Source organism: Bacillus sp. FSL K6-3149 (assembly GCF_038630515.1).
Taxonomy (GTDB): Bacteria; Bacillota; Bacilli; order Bacillales; family Bacillaceae; genus Bacillus; species Bacillus pumilus.
Genome location: NZ_CP152034.1, coordinates 481591 through 503567, shown reverse-complemented (window position 1 = coordinate 503567; position 21977 = coordinate 481591). Strand labels below are relative to the sequence as shown.

Below are 21977 nucleotides of genomic sequence, written 5' to 3'. Positions count from 1 at the left end.
TGGCGGTTCATCAAGGATGAATCGCTTTTTATATGGAAACAACTAGTCTGAACGGATCAGGACTTGCATTTTTGACAAAAAAACGTCATATTAGACAAAAAAGATGAAGGTGATAAAAGATGCTGAAAGAATTTAGAGAATTTGCAGTCAAGGGAAATGTCATTGACTTGGCTGTAGGTGTCATCATTGGGGGAGCATTTGGCAAAATTGTCACTTCTCTTGTGAATGATTTGATCATGCCGCTCGTCGGTATTATTATTGGCGGACATGATTTTAGCGGTCTATCTATTAAGATCGGATCTGCGCAAATTTTATATGGAAGCTTCATACAAACAGTGATTGATTTCTTGATTATCTCGTTTTCCATTTTTATCTTTATTCGTTATTTGAATAAATTAAAACGGAAAAAGGTAGAGGGAGAAGAGGTTGTAGAAACGCCGGATCAAACGGAAGTTTTACTAACTGAAATTAGAGATCTCTTGAAACATCAAAGCCAATCGAAAGATGTGCAATAGAAAAAGAGCGGCTAACCCCGCTCTCAGCGTGTAGGCAAACCCTCGCATTCGTTGTCAGGTCTGTGCTTCGGTGCTCGCCCTTTCTAGACTGCAAAGGTTTTCTATCACGCTGAAAGGAAGACAAAGGGCTAAAATAAGATTCATTTTAGCCCTTTGTCAACTATCTAAGAGCGGCTAATCCCGCTCTTTTTATGTGTTTTGTTTAAATGCATCCAGCAGTTTTTCTCCGGAAAGCCCCTCTTTGACGAGGTCTTTAAGTACTTCTTCGGTTTCTGTTCTGTAACGATTTGTAATCATCTTACCATCGAGCAGCACAGAAATGTTTTCTTCTAAAGCAACAATGTTTTTGACTTGGACAGATAGATGAACAGGGCGGTTGTTTTCTTTTGTGATCGTTACTAGAATCTTCACTTCAGTGTGCTGCTGAAAGAGCACCTCAAACACCTGTCTATGTTTCTTTGGAATGAGTGCCTCGATCATCCAGTGATTTTCACCATCTTCTTTATTAATGATTAAACCGTCACGAAGGGGAATGCTGGACATTTTATCTTGCTTTGGATCAAGTTCGATTTTTAAATCAATCAGCCTAAAGGTTTTCATTTTTTGCACCTCACAAGCGTTCATTATTCGTAAGTAACATTATAGCATACAACATCTGTATAAATGAAACCGCTGCCTGCTTAAAGCGAGCTGCATATGAGTGAAAGGAGATGTTTTATGGAGTCTTATCAATTGCGAAACATACATATTGGCGAGGAGAAGGCAAAGAGCAAAATGCGCGTTTATTCGTGGGGAGACATTCTTTCATTTTGTGATGTGTACATGGAAGAAGGCGAGTCACTCACGTTTCAATACGTCACCGAGGATCAAATGGACTACTTTGAATTTCAATTGTCGATTCATGACGGGCAGCTTTGTTTTTATTGGTTTGCGTGGGACGGATCTGATTATATTCACATGCCTTCTAGTAATTGGATTCATTCAGATGTTTTTTATCAATTTATGAAAAATAAGTTTTTCATCAAACAAAACAAGATGATGTTTTATACTCAAGCGGTAAAAAGCAGAAATTAAAGAGGAAATAGAGAATTTGAGGGGGAATTTTGTCATTTTCATGTTTTGTCATATACAACATTTCTCGGTAGACTAAGGGCAGTTGAAAGGAAAGGAGGTACGGTCTGAATCAAAAGGTAACGTCTAGCATCTGACAGCCCCCTCTAGCTAAAGCTGATAGACGCTGCCTTGAGCATAAGAACACTGCGTAATAGAACCATCGCTTCTTTGTATAGGTCATGTGTCCCCTTAAATCCCCTTGTGTGTATCCGGTCATGTAGCGTGGCCGGGTACCCTTTTATTCAATGATAAACCGATCACCTCTTGATGATGGATTTTATCAGCGGTATGATAGCCAAAATGGAGACAAAAAGGAGAGAACGATGACAAACATTCAATTGATTGCAACGGATTTAGACGGAACGTTATTGAATAGTGAACACAAAGTGAGTCAGGAAAATGAGCAGGCATTAAAGGAAGCAGCGGCGAATGGATTGGAAGTTGTCGTTTCTACAGGAAGAGCGTATTTTGATGTGAGGTCTATTTTTGATGAGCTTGGGATGAATACATGGGTGATTAGTGCCAATGGAGCTGTGATTCATGATCCGGCTGGACAAGTATATCATTCAGTTGCTTTACAAGAAGAAAAGGCCAAACGCATATTGTCGTGGCTTGAAGAACGTGATTATTATTATGAAGTTTTTACAAACGAAGCCATTTTCACACCGAATCGTGGTAGAGAGCTTCTTGCGATTGAAATGGATCGCTTAAAAAGTGCAAATCCAGAAGCGGACCTGAGTGTTTTAAAACAAGCGGCAGAAGTGCAATACAGTCAGTCGGGTTTTTCTTATATTGATACATATAAAGAGTTGTTTCGTGAGGATCGAAAGCTTTCATTCTACAACATCTTAGGTTTCTCTTTCTTTGAAGACAGATTGAAGGCAGGATGGGATATGTTTGGTGATGATTCAGATGTCACAATGGTCAGTTCAGCCGATCACAACTTTGAAATTGGTGCTAAGGACGCATCTAAAGGCCAGGCATTAACAAGGCTGGCAGAACGACTTGGTGTTCCTTTAAGACAGACAGCGGCTGTAGGAGACAGTTTAAATGACGAATCGATGCTTCGAGCAGCTGGTGTTGGGGTTGCGATGGGCAATGCGAGACAGGATATGAAAGAAATCGCTGATCATGTCACGTTAACAAATGATGAACATGGTGTTGCGTATATGATTCGACACCTGTTGAAATAGATGCATCGGATGTCGTTGTATAAATCACATAGGATAAAGCGCATTCTACAAAAGAGTAATTCAGAACTACTTCTATTTACACATGATGTGGAACATCATATAATTTAATTATGAACATAACCCGCTTGTAAGGAAATTAAGGAGAGTAAACGAATGGCGCTGGAATCTTATAAGTCCGAAAATCTGCATTTAATCAAGGAAGCCTTAGACTATACTCAGGTTGGCCTGACGGTGACGGACCCGTCTTTACCTGATAATCCTTTAATATATGTGAACAAGGGCTTTTTAGATATGACAGGCTATCAAGAACCCGAAGTATTGGGGAAGAATTGTCGTTTCCTTCAAGGAAATGAAACAGAGCAAATTGCTCTCCAACAAATTAGAACAGCTATTGAGAACAAAGAGGCTGTCACTGTTCAGCTGAAAAATTATAAAAAATCTGGACAGATGTTTTGGAATGAGTTAAGTGTAGCTCCTCTTTGGATTGACGAAAATGAAGGGAAACGTCTTTATTTCGTTGGTCTGCAAAAAGATGTCACGAAAGAGAAGGAACAGCAGGAGCTTCTTGAGCAATCAATTGATGAAGTGCTGAACATTTCCGTTCCCATTGTTCCTGTGAAAGATGGTATTTCTGTGTTACCGATCATTGGTACGTTAACAGCGCCAAGATTTGATAAGATTATCTCCACAGTCTCCACCTATATATCTCAATCCAAGGACGATTATTTTATTGTCGATCTGTCTGGTTTATTAGAAGTCGATTCATTTGTGGCAGATGCGATCTTTAAGCTGAACGATTTGATTTTAATGACAGGTACGGAACTCATCGTGACAGGAATTAAACCGAATCTTGCGATGAAAATGGGAGAAATGAGAGAAGACTTCCGTGAATTGAATACGTATATGAACGTGAAATCTGCATTGAAAAAACTGCACATTTAACCTATGTTCATATGAAATGAAAAAAGAGGACTTTTCATCATGTTTGAGAAAAGTCCTCTTTTTGCTTGGATTAAGATGATTGAGCGGCGGCACTTAATGTGAATAAATCTTCTAGTTCGTTTGTCGATAGCTCTGTAATCCAGCTTTCACTTTGGATAATTTGATCATTTAACGTTTGCTTTGTTTCGAGCATTTGATCGATTTTTTCTTCAATCGTGCCCGTTGTGATCATCTTATGGACGTGAACAAATCGTTTTTGTCCGATCCGATAAGCACGGTCGGTCGCTTGGTTTTCCACAGCAGGATTCCACCATCTGTCGTAGTGAATGACATGGTTTGCGGCGGTTAGGTTAAGTCCTGTTCCTCCTGCTTTTAAAGAGAGAATTAAGATGTTGAATTCTTTCTTCTGGAAGCGGTCCACCATTTTATCCCGTTCCTGTTTGGACAGACTGCCATTTAAAAATTGAACTGGTTCTCCAAACATTTTTTCCGCCAGTTGCTTGATCATGTTCCCCATTCCAATATACTGCGTAAAAATGAGGCAGCTTTCTCCTTGCTCATGTATTGCTTTTAACAGCTCTGCGAGTTTATCCATTTTTAATGAACGTTTCAGCAGTTTCACATCGGTTCCACTCTCTTTTAAATAGAGAGCCGGGTGATCGCAAATCTGTTTGAGTCTGCCGAGCATACTTAAAATAATGGCTTTCCGCTGCATTCCTGTTAACGAAGCCATGTGTTCGAATGTATCTTTCACGAGCTGTTCATATAAAGAAGCCTGCTCAGCAGATAGCGGGATGAATTCTTTTTCTTCGAGTTTCTCAGGCAGGTTCAGGGCGACCTCTTCATCTTGCTTTGTTCGTCTTAATAGGAAAGGCTTAATCAGCTGCTGCAGCTGTTCAATTCTTTTTTCATCACGATCTTTTTCAATCGGCAGAACGAATTTCTTATGAAAGCTCGTCAGGCTGCCGAGATATCCTTTGTTGACGAAGTCAAAAATGGACCAAAGCTCTGTTAAACGGTTTTCCATAGGTGTCCCGCTAAGGGCAATGTGATGCTGCCCTTTGAGCTGTCTGATCGCTCTCGATTGTTTCGTATGGGCATTCTTAATGTTTTGGGCTTCGTCTAAACAAATCGTATCCCACTTTGCTGACGTTAATTCATCACGATCAGAATGTGAGAGTCCATAAGACGTCAGGACAATATCTGTTGACTCGTATGCCTTTGTAAAGTGTTCCCCTTGAGGGCGTGATGGCCCGTAATGCAAGGCAACATTCAAATGTGGTGCGAAGGTTTCAAGCTCCCGCTGCCAGTTTCCTAAAACAGAGGTCGGCGCAATGATGAGAGATGGAGCGGCATTTTGCTCCTGCTCCTTTAAATATGTGAAATACGCAATCATTTGAATCGTTTTTCCAAGACCCATATCGTCTGCTAAACAAGCCCCAAATCCATGAGATCTTAAGAATAACAGCCAGTTGACACCATGCTGCTGATACGGCCTGAGTGTGCCTTTGAAGGACTCACTCATTTCGTAGGAAGGCAGCTCATGCGTATCATTTAACTGATGAACAAGCCCTCTTAATTGAGACGAAAGTTCAAATTGAATATGTGCAAATGCTGAGCTGTCTAGCAGCTCTGGAATCGATTCAGAGGATGCTTCTTGATCTGCCAGTTCACGTGACAAAATATCAGACATGTGCAGCCCTTCATTTTCGGCACGCTCCATCCATTTTTTCATTTGCTGGATGAAGGTTGGATCGATTTTGATCCATTGTCCACGAATATTGACAAGGCGCCGTTTACTTTGGACAAGCTCGTTGAACTCATCTTCTGTCAGCTCGATGCCATTTGTAGCGAAGCGCCAATTAAAGTCCATCAAGGCATCCATTCCGACATGCGACTCGCCTCTAGGGGTAGAGGAAATCCTTGCTTTTAGCATCATGGTGCTTTCTTTGACAATTTGCCACCACGATGGGAGCAGGATCTCAATGCCCATATTCACAAGTGTTTCACTTGCTTCAGATAGGAAGAGCCATGCTTCGTCTTCTGACATGAGCGTGGTGCCAGATGTGAAAGAAAGCCAAGGGACAATTTGACCGAATCGTTCCAGCTCTCTTGAGATTTTATCTTGATACGGATGCCAAGACCTTTTCAATGAACGGATGCCTTCAAAAAAGTGAAGGTCGCTGTTTTTCTTATCACGCAAAAACAATTCGATTTTCCAATCATCTCCGTCGAAATCCGGTTCATTTAAACGCAAGCCGACAGTGAAAGGTGTGTCGTCATCAATCCAGCCAATCGTTTCCAAGAAATCCTGCTCATCTAAAAAATGTCCTTGGAAGGATGAGAGCGCAGGCGATTGTTCTGTCATCCGGTTCCATTTGTGCTGTAAGGCATCATCATATTGAATATAATCCTGTACGGCAAAGGAGAACCACTCAGCCGTATAGCCATCTAATAGTCCTTCTTTGTCTTTAAAACGAAGCACACCTTTTGTCCATGCCTCGTAATCGGGAATGAAATCTTCATCCTCAATGAATTCATAAATGGTGGAGGCGGTCTTCATCAGTGGTTCCGTTTCATCGGTTAGTGTCACATGACTAAAGGTATTAAACGAATTTTTTCCTAGCAGTTCGACGGTCATCCAAGGGCTTAGCAGGAAGGCAGGTGTGCCAATAAAGCTCACATCTTCTAAAAATGTTCCGTAAAAAGACGATTCGTGCCATTGGAAAAGCTGCCTCTTCATTTCATTAAGCGGAACAGGGTGTCCGTCCTCTGCTTGCGCTGAAATGGTGAAAGAGAAATCTTCTGTTTGTTCTGCATGAATGACAATTTGTTTATGGCGTGTCATCAATTAATTTTCCTTTCTTCATTTCCTCTTGGAACGCACGCAGCCGTTTCGTTGAATCCTGTAGCTGCTTTACATATCTTTCCCAAATCGCAGTTTTTTTCGTTTTATGATAAAGCGTGCGCAGTTTTTTTAGCATTTTCACAGATTCTCGGTAAGCACTTCGATTCTTTTGATCGAGAAGCTGTGAGATTTCACGGTGATATGATGGAATGAGCGCTTCAGGCTCCTCTTTTGCAATTTGTTTGATCAGATCCTTCTCCAGTTCACTGATGGAGAAACCAACAAGGCTGTGAATCTCAATCCATTCTGCATAACGCTGTTGTGCATATAATAGCTGACTATATTCAGTAAACGCATAGGGCATGCAAATCTGGAGGTAGCGTTCATATAAATGATGATCCTTCGTCTGCTTAAAATATGCGTCTAAATAAAAGAAGAAATCACTGACGGCTCCTCGCAGTTCTCTGTAGGAAAGGTCGAGCTGGCAATATTCTTCTAAAATATAGGTGATCTCATGATACCAGAGCTTGAGCCGCTTCCAGTCCTTGCGGTTTGTCAGATCCTTCAGCCAATTGAGCACATTTGGCAGCATATCTGCATTGAGCAGCTTTAATTGCTGAAAGAGGCTATCGTCTTCTTTCATTAAATAATCCATGTGCATCAATCCGATGGTACATTCAACCGTTTGTTCTTGCTGCTGAGCGTTTCTTAGTAATTCTGTTTCTTTTTTAACCCATTTCCCTCTATTTAATATGGTGCCCCAAATCTCCATAAAGACCGCTACTCGTTCATGCTGGAAAGGTCCGTTTATTTGAAGAAGTGTCCGAACGGCAGTTGGTGTGTTTTCAAGAAACGGATCGAGGGAAAAGGAAAGGGCGTATGTCTTCAAGTGATCCACTGAATCGAAAATGGTGTTCATAAGCTGTTCGACATATGGATTCATGGAATAAAAGTCCTTCTCGGCATCAAGCTGGCCAAGGTCGATTAATTCATGAATCCTTAACCACACATCGATTGACGTATGAATCGCATACAAACTCTTGAATTCAGGAGAATGAGGTGCGTGTTTTTTTAGGATCGATAAATAGCCGTAATACAAATGCTGCGGTGTTTGCTGATGCTTTGGTGTCCGTTTCAGCCAGAGGTTAAATTCCTCTTGGAAAAAATTCAGCCAGCTTTGGAGTGATTGTTCGTCTGGGCGCTTCACTTGGAAGTGCTGGCGAATCAATTCTTTGCTGCGCTGTAATTCATCCTTTTCTGACCAATTTTCTGTAAATCCAGTCACACTCTCCACTTGAGCGTATAGCGAAAAGAAGACAGCGAGAATGTGTTTACAAAGTCCATCTGCCGGACATGAGCAGCTGCTTCTCACAGGAAACAGCACATGAAGATGGACTCTTGCTGCCACAACATCATGTACATAAGCTGACCATTCCGTATCAGATTCTTGCTTGAGACGATATACACTGTCCTGTCTATAAGTAATCAATGCTTTTTTGATGAGTTGTTTGTTTTCATCTGTTGCAGGAAGAAGTTCTTTGATCTGTTCGGCTGTTTGTTTGATTTCTTCCTCGTTGATGTTGTGCTGAAGCATTTGATCCGCTCCTAACCAAGTAAAAGATTCCAATTCTTTTATTATAGCTCAATGGTGATTTATAAAAAAGTTTTTCATGAAAATGGTCATAAATTTCAAAAGCTGTCGAATGATGTATTAGAGTATTGCATAAACCAACCTTACAGCATATAATAATGAAATTAGTGGAATCGAAAGGATACAGACATGGATAATAAGGGTTTGAATCAAGAAGAGTTTTTAAAAATTTTGATGTACGCTCATGATATTGGTGAGAATTCAAATGATGTCACCACAAAAGAAATGCTTGAAAATCTGATTGCTCATATTCGAAATGGTCTTGTTTCATAAAAGTGACCCCCTGCTGGTGATGGCAGGGGGTTTTTGTATGCTTTTATGAATGGAACGAAAGCTCCCGGCATACGATGTCATTACAAGCATAAGGCGTATGGGGAGCTGATGGTGTCATGAATATTGCAATTGCAGGCTGTGGATATGTGGGACTGGTCACAGGTGTGTGTTTAGCGGAGGCAGGGCACAATGTGGCGTGTATTGATATTGACCGGAGAAAGGTCATGCAGCTGAAACAGGAACATCCACCTATGTATGAGCCAGGATTAAAAGAACTGCTGAAACGCAATCTTGAGCAAGGACGAATTCAATTTCACATAAATGGAGAGGCAGCCTACTCGCGGGCAGATGTGTTAATGATTGCGGTTGGCACCCCGCAGCAGGCAGATGGCCAAGCTGATTTACAATATGTGTTTCAAGCCGCAAAGGAGATGGGTACAAAAGCGAAATCAGGTGCGGTTCTTGTGGTGAAAAGTACGGTGCCTGTTGGAACGGGTGATCAAATCGAACAGATGATCCATCAAGAATTAGGACGGAATGAGCCATTATCGATTGCATCTAACCCAGAGTTTTTACGAGAAGGCTCTGCCATTTCAGATACATTGAGGGCAGATCGGCTTGTTATTGGGGCTGAAACAAAAGCTGTATTAGACCGGCTCGAGGAGATGTATGCTCATTTCCACCTGCCAGTGGTCAAGACAGACCGAAAAAGTGCAGAAATGATCAAGTATGCATCAAATGCTTTCCTTGCGACCAAAATCAGCTTTATGAATGAGATTGCCTCCATTTGTGAAAAAACAGGTGCTGATGTTGAATGGGTGGCGCAGGGAATGGGGCTCGATCAGCGGATTGGTTCTTCATTTCTCAAGGCTGGGATTGGCTACGGAGGTTCTTGTTTTCCAAAGGATACAAATGCACTTGTCCAAATCGCAGGGCATGTGTCGCATGATTTTGAGCTGCTAAAGGCTGTTATCAAAGTAAACAATGAGCAGCGAGCTGGTTTTATCCGAAGCATTCAGGAGAGACTGGGATCAAATCTTGAAGGAAAGCGAATTGCACTTCTTGGCCTTGCTTTTAAACCGAATACAGACGATATGAGGGAGGCGCCGTCGGTTCCAATTGCTCATGAACTCCATCAATTAGGCGCGGAGCTTGTGGCGTATGATCCTGTTGCCGCACGCCATGCCGCTCGTGAGCTACCTGAAAAAGTCGTGTTTGCTCATACGATTGAAGAAGCGCTAAAGGATGTCCATGCAGCTTGTATATTAACAGAGTGGACAGAAATTCAGACGTTCCCGCTTACGTCCTATAAGGAATGGATGAGACAGCCGCTTATTTTCGATGGGCGAAACTGCCATACGCTTGAAGCGGCAGAACAAGCAGGAGTCGAGTATCATTCGATTGGGCGCAGACCAGTTTCTCCAATATATATGTAAAAGAAAACCGATAACAGGTCATGTTATCGGTTTTAGCGTGTAGACAAACCCTCGCATTCGTTGTCAGACCTGCGCGCTGGTGCTCACGAATGTCAAATTCGCTCTGCTCCAGTGCTCGCTCTTTCTAGACTTCAAAGGTTTTCTATCACGCTGAAAGGAAGACAAATGGCTAAAATAAAATTCATTTTAGCCATTTGTCAACAATTTGTAACTGATAACAGGTCATGTTATCGGTTTTTTTAATGCGGCAGAATGAATCCGCCATATAAAAAGGCAGCCACAATGAGAAAGGCGGGGTGCATTTTGAATTTAGTCATAAAGAAAAAGGAGATCGCAGCAATGGCGAGCGACTGCGTCCAGCCAATGGCTTTCACTGCATCTCCGCCAATTTCCCATGTTAATAAAAGCATCATCATCGCAATGACAGGCTGGACGGATAAGGTCATGCCTTTGACGACAGGGGATTGGCGAAAACGGTCAATCAGCTTGAGCAATAAAATCAATCCAATGGCTGATGGCAGTACAGTTGCAAGCAGTGCCACGATAAAGCCTGGCCAGCCCATGACGTCATAGCCGACATATGCCGCGATTTTCGTCGCAATTGGTCCTGGCAGTGCATTGGCTAAAGCAAGCATATTGGAAAATCCTTCGTTCGTCATCCAATGAAAATGGTTGACGATTTCTTCATAATTCAGCGGGATGGATGCAGGTCCTCCGCCATATCCTAATAGATTGGACAAGAAGAATGCCCAGAATAAAAAGAAAATCAGCATCATGAAGACACTCCTTTCTCTTTATTTGGTCGATTCCAGCGTTGTTTCAGTTTGAAATGAAAAGCGCCATAGCATAAAAAGATGATAACAATGATTCCTGGATGAATGGACAGCACCTGTAGCCCGATAAAGGCAAGAAGGAACAGAGCGATCCCGAAGATCATTCCGAAGCCTTTCAGCGTTTTTTGTCCAAACTCGTATGCCATGATCCCGAGCAGGACGGCAATAACTGGTGTCACGGCGCCAATCATATTTTGAATGATTTGTGAGGAGCTTAAGACGCTGACAAGTGTGACGAGTGCCACCATGGCGAGGCATGTCGGTAAAATATGAGCAGCTGTCGCAACAATTGCGCCAGATACGCCCTTCAATCGATAGCCGAGATATGCCGACATTTTGGTCGCGATCGGACCTGGTAATGCGTTGGCGATGGCGAGTGTTTCTCCAAACTCGTCATCATTGACCCATTGATATTTCACCACCGCTTCATGGCGAATGAGTGGTATGACGGAAGGACCTCCGCCAAAACCGAGAATACCGGTTCGCACCATAGCGATGATGAGTTCGATATATGATTGCAAGTGCTTCAACTCCTGTCTACAATTTCATGCCCATTCGGCTTTTGTATCGTTTAATGAGCATTTGGCAGTCCACACTCACGACGCCTTCTAGCGGGTACAGTTTTTTTGTCAGGAATGTCTCCATTTCCTGTTCATTTTGAAAAATGCCATGCATATGCAGCTTGCTTGGCCCTGTCATGTGATAAAGACTTGTGACAGCTGTTTCCTGCTCAAGCTGAAGGGCGACTGCTTCTAAAAATTTCGGCTCCACTTCTACATTAAAGAAGACAGAAACATGAATGCCGATCTTAGCAGGATTGATGACCGTTGTGAATCGTTCAATGACGCCTGCTTCAATGAGCTGCTGTATACGGGCTTGTACAGCAACACGTGAAAGACCGACTTGTTTCCCGAGATCTGTATAGGACATACGCCCGTCCTCGTGTAATATGGATAAAATTTGTTTATCTCTTTCATCTAATGTTAAGTTCGGAATGCTATAGTCGTTTGACACCGTATGACCACCTTTCTTCTGTTGATATTTTAGCATATTTCATTACGAATAGAATGAGTGAATTTAAATTTACTAACGAAATGAAATGTAATGAAGTGATAAGTATTCTTTTTGCATAAAAAAACACCCCGGAATCACCGGGATGTCTTTATTTTATTGATCTGGACTGCTTTCTGCACTGGCAATTTGTTGTGCGAGGTCAGCTCGATCAATGTCTGCTTGGAAGAATTCCTGCGTATTTGGCAAGTGTAAATTCATATGACGTTTTTGAGAAATTCGGATGGTCACTTGATCAACAGTGTAATCAAAAACGTGTCCGCCGACACTTCGATCGTCATCAATGAAATGAAGATGATATCCACTCACTGCAATACCATGTGCGTACTGCGGTGTACGGAAACCGGCGATCGTTCCTTGAATATCCTCGAAATCGAAGATGGGCTGTGACTTGACTGCTTCCACCATCGGAACGTAAGGTTTTTCCTGTTTTTCGACCGTACGTGTTTGCACCTTTTTGAATGATCCATCAATGCGGATTGCATAAAACACATTCTTACTTGGTAAAATGCGGTCAATTTCTTCTTCTAGCTCTTTGCTCGTCATGGCTGCATCAATTCGATGAACGATATCTGTTTCAAAGAATGCTAAAGAGCAGAAGGGTGAATAGTCTTGATTGGTAACCGGTGTCGCTGTTCCATCCGAGCGCAGTCGGTAGAATGCGCCATCAAAGCCGATCAGCTCTCCATCTAATTGATTGAATGTACCAATACCGAAATCACCGTGCTCAGGAATTTGTGAAAGGGAGAAATCTCCATCATATACGGCTTCCAGCAAAGAGGTCATCGTCGATACTTGATAGACCTCTTGCTGTTTGTCATGTTGTCTTGTGTCGCTGTGTTGATTCATTGGGTGCATCATACCCATATCCGCTCACTCCTTTGGTGTAATGTATGGACATCTTATCAGACGTTCAATGTGTGTTTTTCACGAAAGACTTCTGGCCATTTATGACTGGCTAGGTCTGGGTTGTCTTGATAGTCAATCGGAATATCAATAATAACGGGTCCTTCTATGTTTATACCCTTTTGAAGGACAGTTGAAAGCTCTTCAGGTGAGTTAACCCGTAATCCAGTCGCTCCAAAGCTTTCCGCATACTTCACTAAGTCGATCTGTCCGAATTCAACGCAGGATGTGCGATCATATTTCATTTCCTGCTGAAATGCCACCATGTCGTATGTGCTGTCATTCCAAACAAGGTGAACGAGGTTTGTTTTCATGCGGACGGCTGTTTCTAGCTCCATTGCAGAGAAGAGAAAACCGCCATCACCAGAGACCGAAATGATCTTTTCATCTGGATTCAATATGGAAGCCGCAATGGCCCATGGTAAGGCGACGCCTAATGTTTGCATTCCGTTGCTCACAAGGAATGTGTTCGGCTCATAGACGCGGAAGTGACGCGACATCCAAATCGCGTGAGACCCGATATCACAGGTGACCTTCGTGTTATCAGGAATCAGGCGTCTTAATGTATGAATGACATCCAGCGGGTGAGATTGATGACTTTCTCTTTCTGGTGCTTTTTCAATGTCGCTTAACAGCTCCTGTAATTCAGTGACGAATTCAATTTGTTCTTTGCATAGAGAAAGTGGAACACTGTCATGGGCTAGATGTTTAACGGTTTCAGCTATATTGCCGACAAGCTCAAGCGCTGGCTCATAAAAATGATCAATATCTGCCTGCATGTCATCGACATGGATGATCTGCCGCTGCTTCGGCTGAATATTCCAATGCTTCGGATCATATTCAATTGGATCAAAGCCGATGGTTAAAAGGACATCTGCTTGTTCAATGAGAAGATCCCCCGGCTGATTTCTGAATAAACCGATTCTGCCTATATATTGAGACTCGAGCTCTCTTGAGAGAACGCCGGCTCCTTGGTACGTTTCGACAAATGGAATTCCAAGTGTTTTCAATAATGTTCTTGTAGCCTTTGCAGCAGCTGGACGACTTGCTTTCATTCCCACAATGGCAACAGGTAAGTGTGCATTTTGAATTTTGGCGATAGCCGAGCTGATGAGAGCATCCGGTGCAGGACCTAGTTCTGGAGAAGGGTGAGCAGACACTGGTGTTTGTGTGGTGTGTTCTGTCACGACATCTTGTGGAAAGCTGATAAATGCTGCTCCAGCCTGCCCCTTTTGTGCCGCGCGAAAAGCATTTGTTAAGGCTTCGGGTATATTATGAACGTCTTGTACTTCAACACTGTATTTTGTGACTGGTTTGAATAATGCCGCATTGTCGAGTGATTGATGTGTTCGTTTTAGCCGATCTGCACGAATGACGTTTCCCGCGATTGCGACAACAGGGTCACCTTCTGTATTGGCTGTTAATAGACCTGTTGCTAAATTAGATGCGCCAGGACCTGATGTGACGAGACAAACACCTGGTTTGCCGGTTAAGCGGCCGACAGCAGCTGCCATAAAGGCGGCGTTTTGTTCGTGTCTGCATAGGACAAGCTCTGGACCTCTGTCTTTTAATACATCAAATACGGCGTCAATTTTGGCACCTGGAATTGCAAAAACATGGGTCACACCTTGAGCAATCAGCGTATCAACAATCAATTCTGCTCCTCGTCTTGTTAGGGGTTGTGCTTGAGAATTCATTTACCCCGCACTCCTTTCGGCAAGTAAAATTTTTTATGAAAATATATTTTCATGATATGATTTACTATACATTTCAAAATGGAAAATTTCCAATATCTGTTTAACGTGGTTTTAATATGTTTCACGAATAAGTGTGCGAGGAGTGAAAGGATGGAACTGAGACATTTGCAGTACTTTGTCACAGTAGCGGAGGAGCTGCATTTTGGCAGAGCAGCCGCACGGTTGAATATGACACAGCCGCCACTTAGTCAGCAAATTAAGCAGTTTGAAGAAGAATTGGGGTTTCCTTTGTTTCACCGGTCGAAGCGAGTGGTGGAGCTAACAGCTGCTGGAAAGGTCTTTTTACATGAGGTGCGTGGTGTGCTGCATCAGCTTGATAAAGCCGTTGATCATGCCCGGCATACAGCAAGAGGAGAGCTGGGAAAAATCATCATAGGGTTTGTTGGAACAGCGACGTATGATATTCTGCCGCCAGTTGTACGCGAATTCAGAGAGCTGTATCCCTCTGTCAGTATTGAGCTGGAGCAGCTTTCTGTTCCGCAGCAGCTAGGAGCGCTTTTAAATGGGGAGATTGATATCGGTTTTTTACATCCTACATCTCCTCATGAAGAACTGGTCAGCCGTTTGATGAAGCAAAGTGAATGTATTTTTGCGATTCCGAAAAATCATCCGCTGGCGAAAAAAGAGGCGGTCACGATCGAAGATATTCGTCATGAGCCGATTATTTCTTTATCACAGGAATCATGGCCGTCCCTTTATCAACACTTTGTCCTGCTATGTGAAAAGTACGGGTTTTCTCCGAATATTGTGCAGGAAGCGGCTGAATATCAAATGGTGATTGGCCTTGTCACAGCTGGTATCGGCATTGCGGTCATTCCGAAATCAGCCCGGCGTTTATTTAATCTAGATGTTGTGTATCGGTCCATTGAAGGTGAACAGCTTCTGGCAGAATGGACGATTTCCTATAGACGAGAAAATCATAATCCTGCTTTATTTCATCTTGTCCACCATATCCTGCATCGCACCGAGCCTGAATCAGAGGCATAGAAAAAGAGGTATGGTATGATGTCGATACACCAAAAGGAGGCGTGTCTGAATTGATTACGTTGCAAATGGATCAGCTATCAAGAAAAGAAGCATATAAATTATTATCGGGCTCTATTGTTCCACGACCGATTGCGTTTATTACAAGTCTGTCTAAAGACGATGTTGTCAATGCCGCACCATTTAGTTTCTTTAATGTCATCAGCGGACACCCGCCACTTATTGCGGTTTCTATTGGACGACGAGAAGGTCAGATGAAAGATACAGCGCAGCATATCATCGACAGGGAAGAGTTTGTTGTCCATGTAAGCGATGAAGGCATGATAGAAGATATTAATGAAACAGCTGCTACGTTGCCGCAGGAGGAGAGTGAGCTGGATCGAACCGGTCTTCATCAAGTAAAGAGCCATGTCGTGTCAGTGCCGGGCATTCAGGAAGCACGTATTCGCTTTGAATGTCAGCTTGAAAAGCATCTTACCTTTCAAAATGATGAAGGGGAGATCACGGTCGATCATATCATTGGCCGGGTTGTGTGTGCGCATTTAGATGAGGCTGTGTATGATGCGGAAAAAGGATATGTTTCTACTTCTGAATTGAAGCCAGTCGCACGTTTAGCGGGTAATGATTATGCCCATTTAGGGACGTCATATGTGCTGAAAAGACCAGAATAATAGGAAAAACCCCCGAGAGCTATCGGGGGTTTTGTGTTTATTTTTTCTGTTCTAGTTTCAGTGGAGCTGCGATGTTCTTTTCTACCTTTTTCCCTTTTAAGACGTCGCTTGCAGCACCGACTGCCAGTTTTCCGATCAGCTCTGGCTGCTGGGCGACTGTGGCAGATAGTTTTCCTGCTTTGATCGAGTTGAGTGCATCTTCGTTTCCGTCAAAGCCAACGACGAGAATGTCTTTTCCAGAGCTTTGAATCGCCTCTAGTGCGCCAAGCGCCATTTCATCATTGTGGGCAAAAACGGCTTTGATGTCAGGGTTTCCTTGAAGGAGGTTTTCCATGACGTTCAACCCTTTTGTTCGGTCGAAGTCAGCTGCTTGTTTTGCTGTCACTTTTAGATCTTTATCTGCTATTTGATGGAATCCTTTTCCGCGTTCACGTGTAGCGGAAGCGCCTGGTACACCTTCTAATTCAGCGACTTTAGCGCCTTTTCCAACCTTGTCGATAATAAATTTGGCTGCCATTTCGCCGCCTTTGACGTTATCTGAAGCAACCAGTGCTTCTACTTTACCGCTTTCAGCTGAACGGTCTAATGTGATGACAGGAATATCTGAAGCATTCGCTGATTCAACAGCAGTTGAGATGGCAGACGAGTCCGCTGGGTTGATAAGCAATGCGTCGACCCCTTGCTGAATTAAATCTTCTACGTCACTTGTTTGTTTTGCTGAATCATTTTGAGCATCTGCAATGACGACTTCGATGCCAAGCTTTTTCGCTTCTTTCGTCACCCCGTTTTTAAGAGAAACGAAGAATGGATTGTTTAAGGTCGAGATCGACAGACCGATTTTGATGTCTTTTTTCTTCCCATCTTTTGTTGATTTGGCCCACTCTGGCGGTTCTAGCGAGCAGGCAGAAAGCATGAACAATGAGAGAGTCAGGATGAGAATAAGATATTTTTTCATAGCAGCTGCCTCCTTAAGCAGATTTCTTTCTGTCTAATAGGACTGCAATCAAGATGACAATCCCTTTTACAACAGATTGATAGAATGATGATACACCAAGTAAGTTCATACCGTTGTTCAGGACACCGATGATAAGCACCCCGATCAGTGTGCCGACAATTCGCCCTCTTCCGCCGGAAAGGCTTGTCCCGCCAAGTACAACGGCAGCAATTGCATCAAGCTCATAGGACGTACCAGCTGTTGGCTGGGCTGAGTTTAGACGAGATGTTAAGATCGCACCTGCTAGAGCAGACATGAACCCTGCTAATGAATAGATCATAATTTTTACGCGCGGTACTTTGATTCCTGAAATGAGCGCAGCTTTTTCATTCCCACCGATTGCATATGTTCTTCTGCCGAAAGGCGTTTTATGAAGCAGCACCCAGAGCACGATAAAGGTGAGAAGCATCGTGATCGCTGGAACAGGAATGCCTAAGAAATACCCGCGTCCGAATAACTGAAAGGCATAGTTAGAACCGAGTCCTGTAATCGGGTTTCCGTCTGTATAAACAAGTGTTAATCCTCTGAAAATCGTCATCGTGGCAAGTGTTGCGATAAAAGGAGCCATTTTTCCTTTTGTGATTAAAAGACCGTTGACCATCCCAAGAATAGCGCCGATGATACAGCCAACGATAATAGCTAAAATCGGGTCCATACCAGACACGATAAATCCGGCAGTCAGCGCACTAGAAAGTGCTAAAATGGCACCGACAGACAAATCAATTCCTCCGGTTAAAATAACAAACGTCATTCCAAAGGCAATGAGGGCATTAATGGAGATTTGTCTCAGTAAGTTTAAGATGTTTAATGGCTCTAAAAAGGCCGGGTTTAAAATAGAAACAATGGCGACAAGGATGATGAGTCCTAAGAATGGCCCAAGCTTTTGCATGATGTTGTCAAATCGTCCATTTGAAGTAAGTGGTTTCATGTTACTTCCCTCCTGTAGCTAGTGTCATAATTCGTTCTTGTGTTGCGTCTGCTTTATTTAATTCTCCGCTGATGGTTCCTTCATGAATGACAAGCACTCGATCGCTCATCCCTAGAATTTCTGGGAGCTCAGAGGAGACCATTAAAATGGCAACACCTCGATCAGTCAGTTCATTCATTAACTGGTAGATTTCTCGTTTCGCTCCGACGTCGACACCTCTTGTCGGTTCATCTAAAATCAAGACCTTCGGCTGGATGCCGATCCATTTGGCGATGACGACTTTTTGCTGATTTCCACCAGAGAGACTTCGAGCCGAGATTTCAGAGGAAGCCGTTTTAATCGTCAATCTTTTGATGAGCAGGTCAACAAAATCCTGTTCGTTTTTCTTATCGATCAGTCCCTTTGGAGAGAAGCTTTCTAAGTTTGGCAGACCAATGTTTTCTCGAATGGATGCATCCAGCATGAGTCCTTCATCTTTGCGATCCTCTGTGATAAAGCCGATGCCGAGCTTGACGGCATCACTTGGTTTTTTAATGATAGCCTTTTTCCCATGAACCCAGATTTCCCCTTGATCAAGAGGATCAAGACCAAACAGTGACCGCATCATTTCGGTCCTGCCAGCGCCCATTAAGCCTGCAACACCGACGATTTCTCCAGCTTTAACGGAGAAATTGATATCTTGAAATTGTCCTTTTCTTGTCGCTTGCTTCACCTCAAGGATAGTATCTCCTAAAGAAGGCGTTCTCTCAGGGTATCGATCTGTTAATTCGCGGCCGACCATTTTTTTGACGACCTCATGGAAATTTGTTTCAGGTATGGCTTTCGTATCGACCGTTTTCCCATCGCGCATGATGGTAATCCGGTCACAGATCGCAAAAATTTCCTCCATACGGTGAGAAATATAGACGATGGATACGCCTTCCTTTTTGAGAGATTCAATGACCTGAAAGAGCTTTTCAATCTCACGGTCTGTAAGAGCTGCTGTTGGCTCATCCATGATGATGACCTTCGCTTCCGTCATTAATGCCTTTGCAATCTCAATCATCTGTTTTTGTCCAACAGAGCAGCTGCCTGCCTCTTGATCAAGCGAGAGGTTCACAGACAATCGGTCCAGCTGGCTTTGGGCAAGAACCTTCATTTTCTTTGTGTCTAGCAATCCAAATTTCGTATAGATTTCTTTCCCGATGAATAGGTTTTCCAAGACGGTCATATCTGGCCATATGTTGAGCTCTTGATGAATAAAGGCGATGCCGTGTTGTTCCGCTTCCTTCGGATTTTTGAAAGCGGTTTCTTTCCCGTCGATTTGAATCGTTCCCTGGTCTAATGAATAAAGACCTGTGAGCAGGTTCATTAAAGTTGATTTTCCTGCGCCATTTTCACCCATGAGCGCGTGAACCTCACCTGTGACGAGGTCAAAGGAGACCCCGGAAAGAACGGTGTTTTTTCCAAAGGCCTTATGGATGTTATGCATCTCAATGTTCATATCTGGCTCCTCCTTTTAAAAGATGACACCGGCATGAAGAATGCAGTTTGCGTATGGGGTGGCTTCACCCGTGCGAATGACTGCTTTTGCCTGTTTGGTCATGTCTTTGAACGTCTCGTGGTCTACATCATGTAATGGCTGTGAGAACGCTTTCTTTAAAAATAGATGATCTCGCTCATTGGCTTCTTTGATTTCACTAGCTACAGTAATGTGTTCAACCGCCATTTCTTGAAGAAGGAGGGAGGTGACCTCCTGAAAGGACGGTGTGCCGATTGATAGTGCCAGGTCGATTTTGACTGGACCTTCTGGAATCGGCAGGCCGCAGTCTGCGATGACGATTGTATCTGTATGACCAAGGTCAGCAAGTACCTTGGCGATATGACTGTTTAAGATGCCGTTTTTTTTCATTTTTTTCTCTCCAGTTCTTCTCTTGTTGGCATGCCGCCTTGTGCACCGAACTTGGTGACAGAGATAGATGCGGCTAAGTTGGCAAAGGCAAGTGCGTCGTATAGGGATTTTCCCTCTGCTAGTGCTACAGCTAGAGCACCGTTAAAAGTATCACCAGCGCCTGTAGTGTCAACGGCTTTCACAGGGTAGCCTGGCACCAACACTTCTTTTATTCCGTCAAAGTAACGAACACCATTTTTTCCTTCTGTAATGAGTAATTTGTTTGGATATTGGCGCAAAGCTTCTGCTATGGTGAGTCCATCAAACATAAGAGCTGCTTCGTGTTCGTTTGGAGTAATATAGGCAGCTTGATCTAATATTTGCTGAGAAACTTGACGAGCTGGTGCGGGATTTAAGATGACCGGAATCCCTTTCTCACTGCAAATGGTGCAGACGGCTTCGACTGTTTCTTCAGGAATTTCTTGCTGAATGAGGACCATTCCAATGTCTTCAATAGAAGAAAGAGCATCTGTTACATAGTGAGGTGTCACCTCATTGTTTGCCCCTTTGACCACGACAATGCTGTTATCACCTTCCGCTAAAATGATATGAGCCGTGCCGCTTTCCATTTCGGTAACCGGTTTCATATATGAGGTGCGGACCCCTTGGTCTTGTAGATTGCTGAGAATATCTTGACCATAAGCGTCATCACCGACCCGGCCGATCATGTAAACATCAGCACCGAGTCTGGCACTGGCGACTGCTTGATTGGCGCCTTTTCCGCCTGGGACGGTTTTAAATGATTCGCCTAACACTGTTTCACCGGCATTTGGCCGTTTATCCGAAGTGACGACTAAATCCATTGAACAGCTTCCTACTACGACAATATGACTCATTGTGAATCCACCTTTCTTGTGGTCTCTCGTTCAATAAAAGAGACGGGCATTTGAATAACTGGTTGATCTATAGGTTGTTTCTGAATCGCTTTAATTAACAGCTGCGCCGCTTCTTTTCCCATCTCATAGGCAGGCTGCCTAATTGTCGATAGGGAAGGGAAGAGCAGCTCGCTTTGCGGAATATCGTCAAACCCAATGATTTGAACATCCTCTGGAACAGCTTTTCCGATCCGAAGTGCTTCGTGTATGACCGCTGTTGCGACAATGTCATTACTGGCAATGATGCCATCTGTTTCAGGGTACAGCTGGAAAAGAGCCTTGGCACTCTTACGGGCTTCTTGAAAAGAAAATGAAGCATTAGACATCACATGGAAGTCGACACCCTTTTCGGTCAGTACATCGAGTGCACCCTTGAATCTCTGCCTCGCTGTTTGAAGGTGGGCAGGTCCTTTCAGCAGTGTGATCTGCCGGCTGCCGCGCCTAATTAATTCCATTGCAGCCATTTTCCCGCCAGCTGCAGTATCTGCAGATACAGAAGGTGCATGCGAGACGGTTCGATCTAAGAACACAACCGGCAATTCATCATCATTGTATATATCTGATTCAGGTTCGTTTGTGACAGCGATGACACCGACCACTTGATTTTGTTTAAAGGTTTGTAAATAAGCCAATTCCTTTTCTCGATCTTCATCACTGTTTCCGAATAATAACCGAAAACCTTGCGCATGAATCTCATCCTCTACGCCTCTAGCAAGCTGAGGAAAGAAGGGGTTTGTGATATCAGGCAAGATCAAACCGATTAAGCGGGATTCTCTTTTGAAAAGGGATCTAGCCACTTCATTGGGAAAGTAGTTCAGCTCCTGCATCGCTTGTGTCACGCGGGTTTTCGTATCTGTATGGACATATCCAGTATCGTTAAGCACGCGAGACACAGTGGCAACAGACACTTGTGCAGCTTTTGCAACATCTTTAATGGTAGCCAATGGAGTGCCTCCCTTCGTGAATGTGTAACCGTTTACACAAATAGATTATCATGAAAGCTTTTAAATGACAATCTTAAAAAAATAAAAAAAGAAAAGAAAGATGACATCTTCCT

Annotated in this window: 22 protein-coding genes; 8 read left to right on the top strand and 14 right to left on the bottom strand. The window is 43.3% G+C overall.

Annotated elements, in window-relative coordinates; genetic code table 11:
* Window positions 1-119: 119 nt before the first annotated feature.
* Entirely contained in the window at window positions 120-515 is a 396-nt protein-coding gene (mscL, locus tag MHB83_RS02585; protein ID WP_342496610.1) for a large conductance mechanosensitive channel protein MscL, read from the top strand.
* A 189-nt stretch (window positions 516-704) separates the two neighbouring features.
* Here the strand turns inward: mscL and MHB83_RS02580 are convergent, their stop codons facing one another.
* On the bottom strand, window positions 705-1115 hold the full coding sequence (locus MHB83_RS02580; protein WP_003215215.1) for a YwpF-like family protein: 411 nt from the start codon (window positions 1113-1115) through the stop codon (window positions 705-707).
* A 117-nt stretch (window positions 1116-1232) separates the two neighbouring features.
* Between MHB83_RS02580 and MHB83_RS02575 the strand changes: the two genes are divergently transcribed.
* From MHB83_RS02575 to MHB83_RS02565, 3 genes are all read left to right on the top strand, one after another.
* Window positions 1233-1589 (top strand): hypothetical protein, encoded by a 357-nt coding sequence (locus MHB83_RS02575; protein WP_050944417.1) that lies wholly within the window; start codon window positions 1233-1235, stop codon window positions 1587-1589.
* A 371-nt stretch (window positions 1590-1960) separates the two neighbouring features.
* Window positions 1961-2821 (top strand): Cof-type HAD-IIB family hydrolase, encoded by an 861-nt coding sequence (locus tag MHB83_RS02570; RefSeq protein ID WP_212045774.1) that lies wholly within the window; start codon window positions 1961-1963, stop codon window positions 2819-2821.
* Between the two features lie 153 nt (window positions 2822-2974).
* Entirely contained in the window at window positions 2975-3763 is a 789-nt protein-coding gene (locus tag MHB83_RS02565) for an STAS domain-containing protein (RefSeq protein ID WP_003214597.1), read from the top strand.
* A gap of 70 nt (window positions 3764-3833) precedes the next feature.
* On the opposite strand, the gene MHB83_RS02560 is transcribed toward MHB83_RS02565, so the two are convergent.
* Together MHB83_RS02560 and MHB83_RS02555 are read right to left on the bottom strand one after the other, a co-directional pair.
* Window positions 3834-6611: a DEAD/DEAH box helicase gene (locus MHB83_RS02560; RefSeq protein ID WP_253622084.1), complete on the bottom strand. Its 2778-nt coding sequence runs from the start codon at window positions 6609-6611 to the stop codon at window positions 3834-3836.
* On the bottom strand, window positions 6598-8205 hold the full coding sequence (locus tag MHB83_RS02555; RefSeq protein ID WP_226804244.1) for an SWIM zinc finger family protein: 1608 nt from the start codon (window positions 8203-8205) through the stop codon (window positions 6598-6600). Before MHB83_RS02555 ends, MHB83_RS02560 begins: the two co-directional genes overlap by 14 nt.
* 186 nt (window positions 8206-8391) lie before the next feature.
* Between MHB83_RS02555 and MHB83_RS02550 the strand changes: the two genes are divergently transcribed.
* Together MHB83_RS02550 and MHB83_RS02545 are read left to right on the top strand one after the other, a co-directional pair.
* Window positions 8392-8535, top strand: a complete 144-nt coding sequence (locus MHB83_RS02550; RefSeq protein ID WP_003214884.1) for a hypothetical protein — start codon at window positions 8392-8394, stop codon at window positions 8533-8535.
* A gap of 116 nt (window positions 8536-8651) precedes the next feature.
* Entirely contained in the window at window positions 8652-9971 is a 1320-nt protein-coding gene (locus MHB83_RS02545) for a UDP-glucose/GDP-mannose dehydrogenase family protein (protein WP_342496609.1), read from the top strand.
* 239 nt (window positions 9972-10210) lie between these two features.
* Here the strand turns inward: MHB83_RS02545 and MHB83_RS02540 are convergent, their stop codons facing one another.
* From MHB83_RS02540 to alsS, 5 genes are all read right to left on the bottom strand, one after another.
* Window positions 10211-10744, bottom strand: a complete 534-nt coding sequence (locus tag MHB83_RS02540; RefSeq protein WP_034620321.1) for a chromate transporter — start codon at window positions 10742-10744, stop codon at window positions 10211-10213.
* A complete protein-coding gene (locus MHB83_RS02535) occupies window positions 10744-11334 on the bottom strand; it encodes a chromate transporter (RefSeq protein ID WP_034620255.1) in 591 nt (196 codons plus the stop codon). The genes MHB83_RS02540 and MHB83_RS02535 overlap by 1 nt, the downstream gene beginning before the upstream one ends.
* A 7-nt stretch (window positions 11335-11341) precedes the next feature.
* Entirely contained in the window at window positions 11342-11818 is a 477-nt protein-coding gene (locus MHB83_RS02530) for an Lrp/AsnC family transcriptional regulator (RefSeq protein ID WP_003214832.1), read from the bottom strand.
* 153 nt (window positions 11819-11971) lie between these two features.
* Window positions 11972-12742, bottom strand: coding sequence for an acetolactate decarboxylase (gene budA, locus MHB83_RS02525; RefSeq protein ID WP_106030112.1), 771 nt, complete (start codon window positions 12740-12742; stop codon window positions 11972-11974).
* 38 nt (window positions 12743-12780) lie between these two features.
* Window positions 12781-14478: an acetolactate synthase AlsS gene (alsS, locus tag MHB83_RS02520; RefSeq protein WP_342496608.1), complete on the bottom strand. Its 1698-nt coding sequence runs from the start codon at window positions 14476-14478 to the stop codon at window positions 12781-12783.
* 150 nt (window positions 14479-14628) lie between these two features.
* On the opposite strand from alsS, the gene alsR reads away from it, so the two are divergent.
* Window positions 14629-15525: an acetoin biosynthesis transcriptional regulator AlsR gene (gene alsR, locus MHB83_RS02515; protein ID WP_065097893.1), complete on the top strand. Its 897-nt coding sequence runs from the start codon at window positions 14629-14631 to the stop codon at window positions 15523-15525.
* A 50-nt stretch (window positions 15526-15575) separates the two neighbouring features.
* Entirely contained in the window at window positions 15576-16193 is a 618-nt protein-coding gene (locus tag MHB83_RS02510) for a flavin reductase family protein (RefSeq protein ID WP_342496831.1), read from the top strand.
* 37 nt (window positions 16194-16230) lie between these two features.
* Here MHB83_RS02510 and rbsB read toward each other — a convergent pair whose 3' ends face one another.
* From rbsB to MHB83_RS02480, 6 genes are read right to left on the bottom strand one after another with little or no spacing between them, the layout of a single operon-like run.
* On the bottom strand, window positions 16231-17148 hold the full coding sequence (gene rbsB, locus MHB83_RS02505; protein ID WP_217016045.1) for a ribose ABC transporter substrate-binding protein RbsB: 918 nt from the start codon (window positions 17146-17148) through the stop codon (window positions 16231-16233).
* Between the two features lie 13 nt (window positions 17149-17161).
* The gene (gene rbsC / locus MHB83_RS02500) at window positions 17162-18115 is read right to left on the bottom strand and encodes a ribose ABC transporter permease RbsC (protein WP_003215300.1); all 954 of its coding nucleotides are present in this window, start codon (window positions 18113-18115) and stop codon (window positions 17162-17164) included.
* Between the two features lies 1 nt (window position 18116).
* Window positions 18117-19598, bottom strand: coding sequence for a sugar ABC transporter ATP-binding protein (locus MHB83_RS02495; RefSeq protein WP_050944406.1), 1482 nt, complete (start codon window positions 19596-19598; stop codon window positions 18117-18119).
* Window positions 19599-19613: 15 nt separating this feature from the next.
* Entirely contained in the window at window positions 19614-20006 is a 393-nt protein-coding gene (gene rbsD, locus MHB83_RS02490; protein ID WP_251190719.1) for a D-ribose pyranase, read from the bottom strand.
* A complete protein-coding gene (gene rbsK, locus MHB83_RS02485; RefSeq protein WP_050944404.1) occupies window positions 20003-20881 on the bottom strand; it encodes a ribokinase in 879 nt (292 codons plus the stop codon). Before rbsK ends, rbsD begins: the two co-directional genes overlap by 4 nt.
* A complete protein-coding gene (locus MHB83_RS02480) occupies window positions 20878-21864 on the bottom strand; it encodes a LacI family DNA-binding transcriptional regulator (RefSeq protein WP_003215185.1) in 987 nt (328 codons plus the stop codon). The genes rbsK and MHB83_RS02480 overlap by 4 nt, the downstream gene beginning before the upstream one ends.
* Between the last annotated feature and the right edge of the window lie 113 nt (window positions 21865-21977).

What these genes read in the sequence shown, in the direction of transcription:
- mscL (WP_342496610.1), top strand. Translation starts at nt 120, where the DNA reads ATGCTGAAAGAATTTAGAGAATTTGCAGTCAAGGGAAATGTCATTGAC.
- MHB83_RS02580 (WP_003215215.1), bottom strand. Translation starts at nt 1,115, where the DNA reads ATGAAAACCTTTAGGCTGATTGATTTAAAAATCGAACTTGATCCAAAG.
- MHB83_RS02575 (WP_050944417.1), top strand. Translation starts at nt 1,233, where the DNA reads ATGGAGTCTTATCAATTGCGAAACATACATATTGGCGAGGAGAAGGCA.
- MHB83_RS02565 (WP_003214597.1), top strand. Translation starts at nt 2,975, where the DNA reads ATGGCGCTGGAATCTTATAAGTCCGAAAATCTGCATTTAATCAAGGAA.
- MHB83_RS02560 (WP_253622084.1), bottom strand. Translation starts at nt 6,611, where the DNA reads ATGACACGCCATAAACAAATTGTCATTCATGCAGAACAAACAGAAGAT.
- MHB83_RS02555 (WP_226804244.1), bottom strand. Translation starts at nt 8,205, where the DNA reads ATGCTTCAGCACAACATCAACGAGGAAGAAATCAAACAAACAGCCGAA.
- MHB83_RS02550 (WP_003214884.1), top strand. Translation starts at nt 8,392, where the DNA reads ATGGATAATAAGGGTTTGAATCAAGAAGAGTTTTTAAAAATTTTGATG.
- MHB83_RS02545 (WP_342496609.1), top strand. Translation starts at nt 8,652, where the DNA reads ATGAATATTGCAATTGCAGGCTGTGGATATGTGGGACTGGTCACAGGT.
- MHB83_RS02540 (WP_034620321.1), bottom strand. Translation starts at nt 10,744, where the DNA reads ATGCTGATTTTCTTTTTATTCTGGGCATTCTTCTTGTCCAATCTATTA.
- budA (WP_106030112.1), bottom strand. Translation starts at nt 12,742, where the DNA reads ATGGGTATGATGCACCCAATGAATCAACACAGCGACACAAGACAACAT.
- alsS (WP_342496608.1), bottom strand. Translation starts at nt 14,478, where the DNA reads ATGAATTCTCAAGCACAACCCCTAACAAGACGAGGAGCAGAATTGATT.
- alsR (WP_065097893.1), top strand. Translation starts at nt 14,629, where the DNA reads ATGGAACTGAGACATTTGCAGTACTTTGTCACAGTAGCGGAGGAGCTG.
- rbsB (WP_217016045.1), bottom strand. Translation starts at nt 17,148, where the DNA reads ATGAAAAAATATCTTATTCTCATCCTGACTCTCTCATTGTTCATGCTT.
- rbsC (WP_003215300.1), bottom strand. Translation starts at nt 18,115, where the DNA reads ATGAAACCACTTACTTCAAATGGACGATTTGACAACATCATGCAAAAG.
- MHB83_RS02495 (WP_050944406.1), bottom strand. Translation starts at nt 19,598, where the DNA reads ATGAACATTGAGATGCATAACATCCATAAGGCCTTTGGAAAAAACACC.
- rbsD (WP_251190719.1), bottom strand. Translation starts at nt 20,006, where the DNA reads ATGAAAAAAAACGGCATCTTAAACAGTCATATCGCCAAGGTACTTGCT.
- rbsK (WP_050944404.1), bottom strand. Translation starts at nt 20,881, where the DNA reads ATGAGTCATATTGTCGTAGTAGGAAGCTGTTCAATGGATTTAGTCGTC.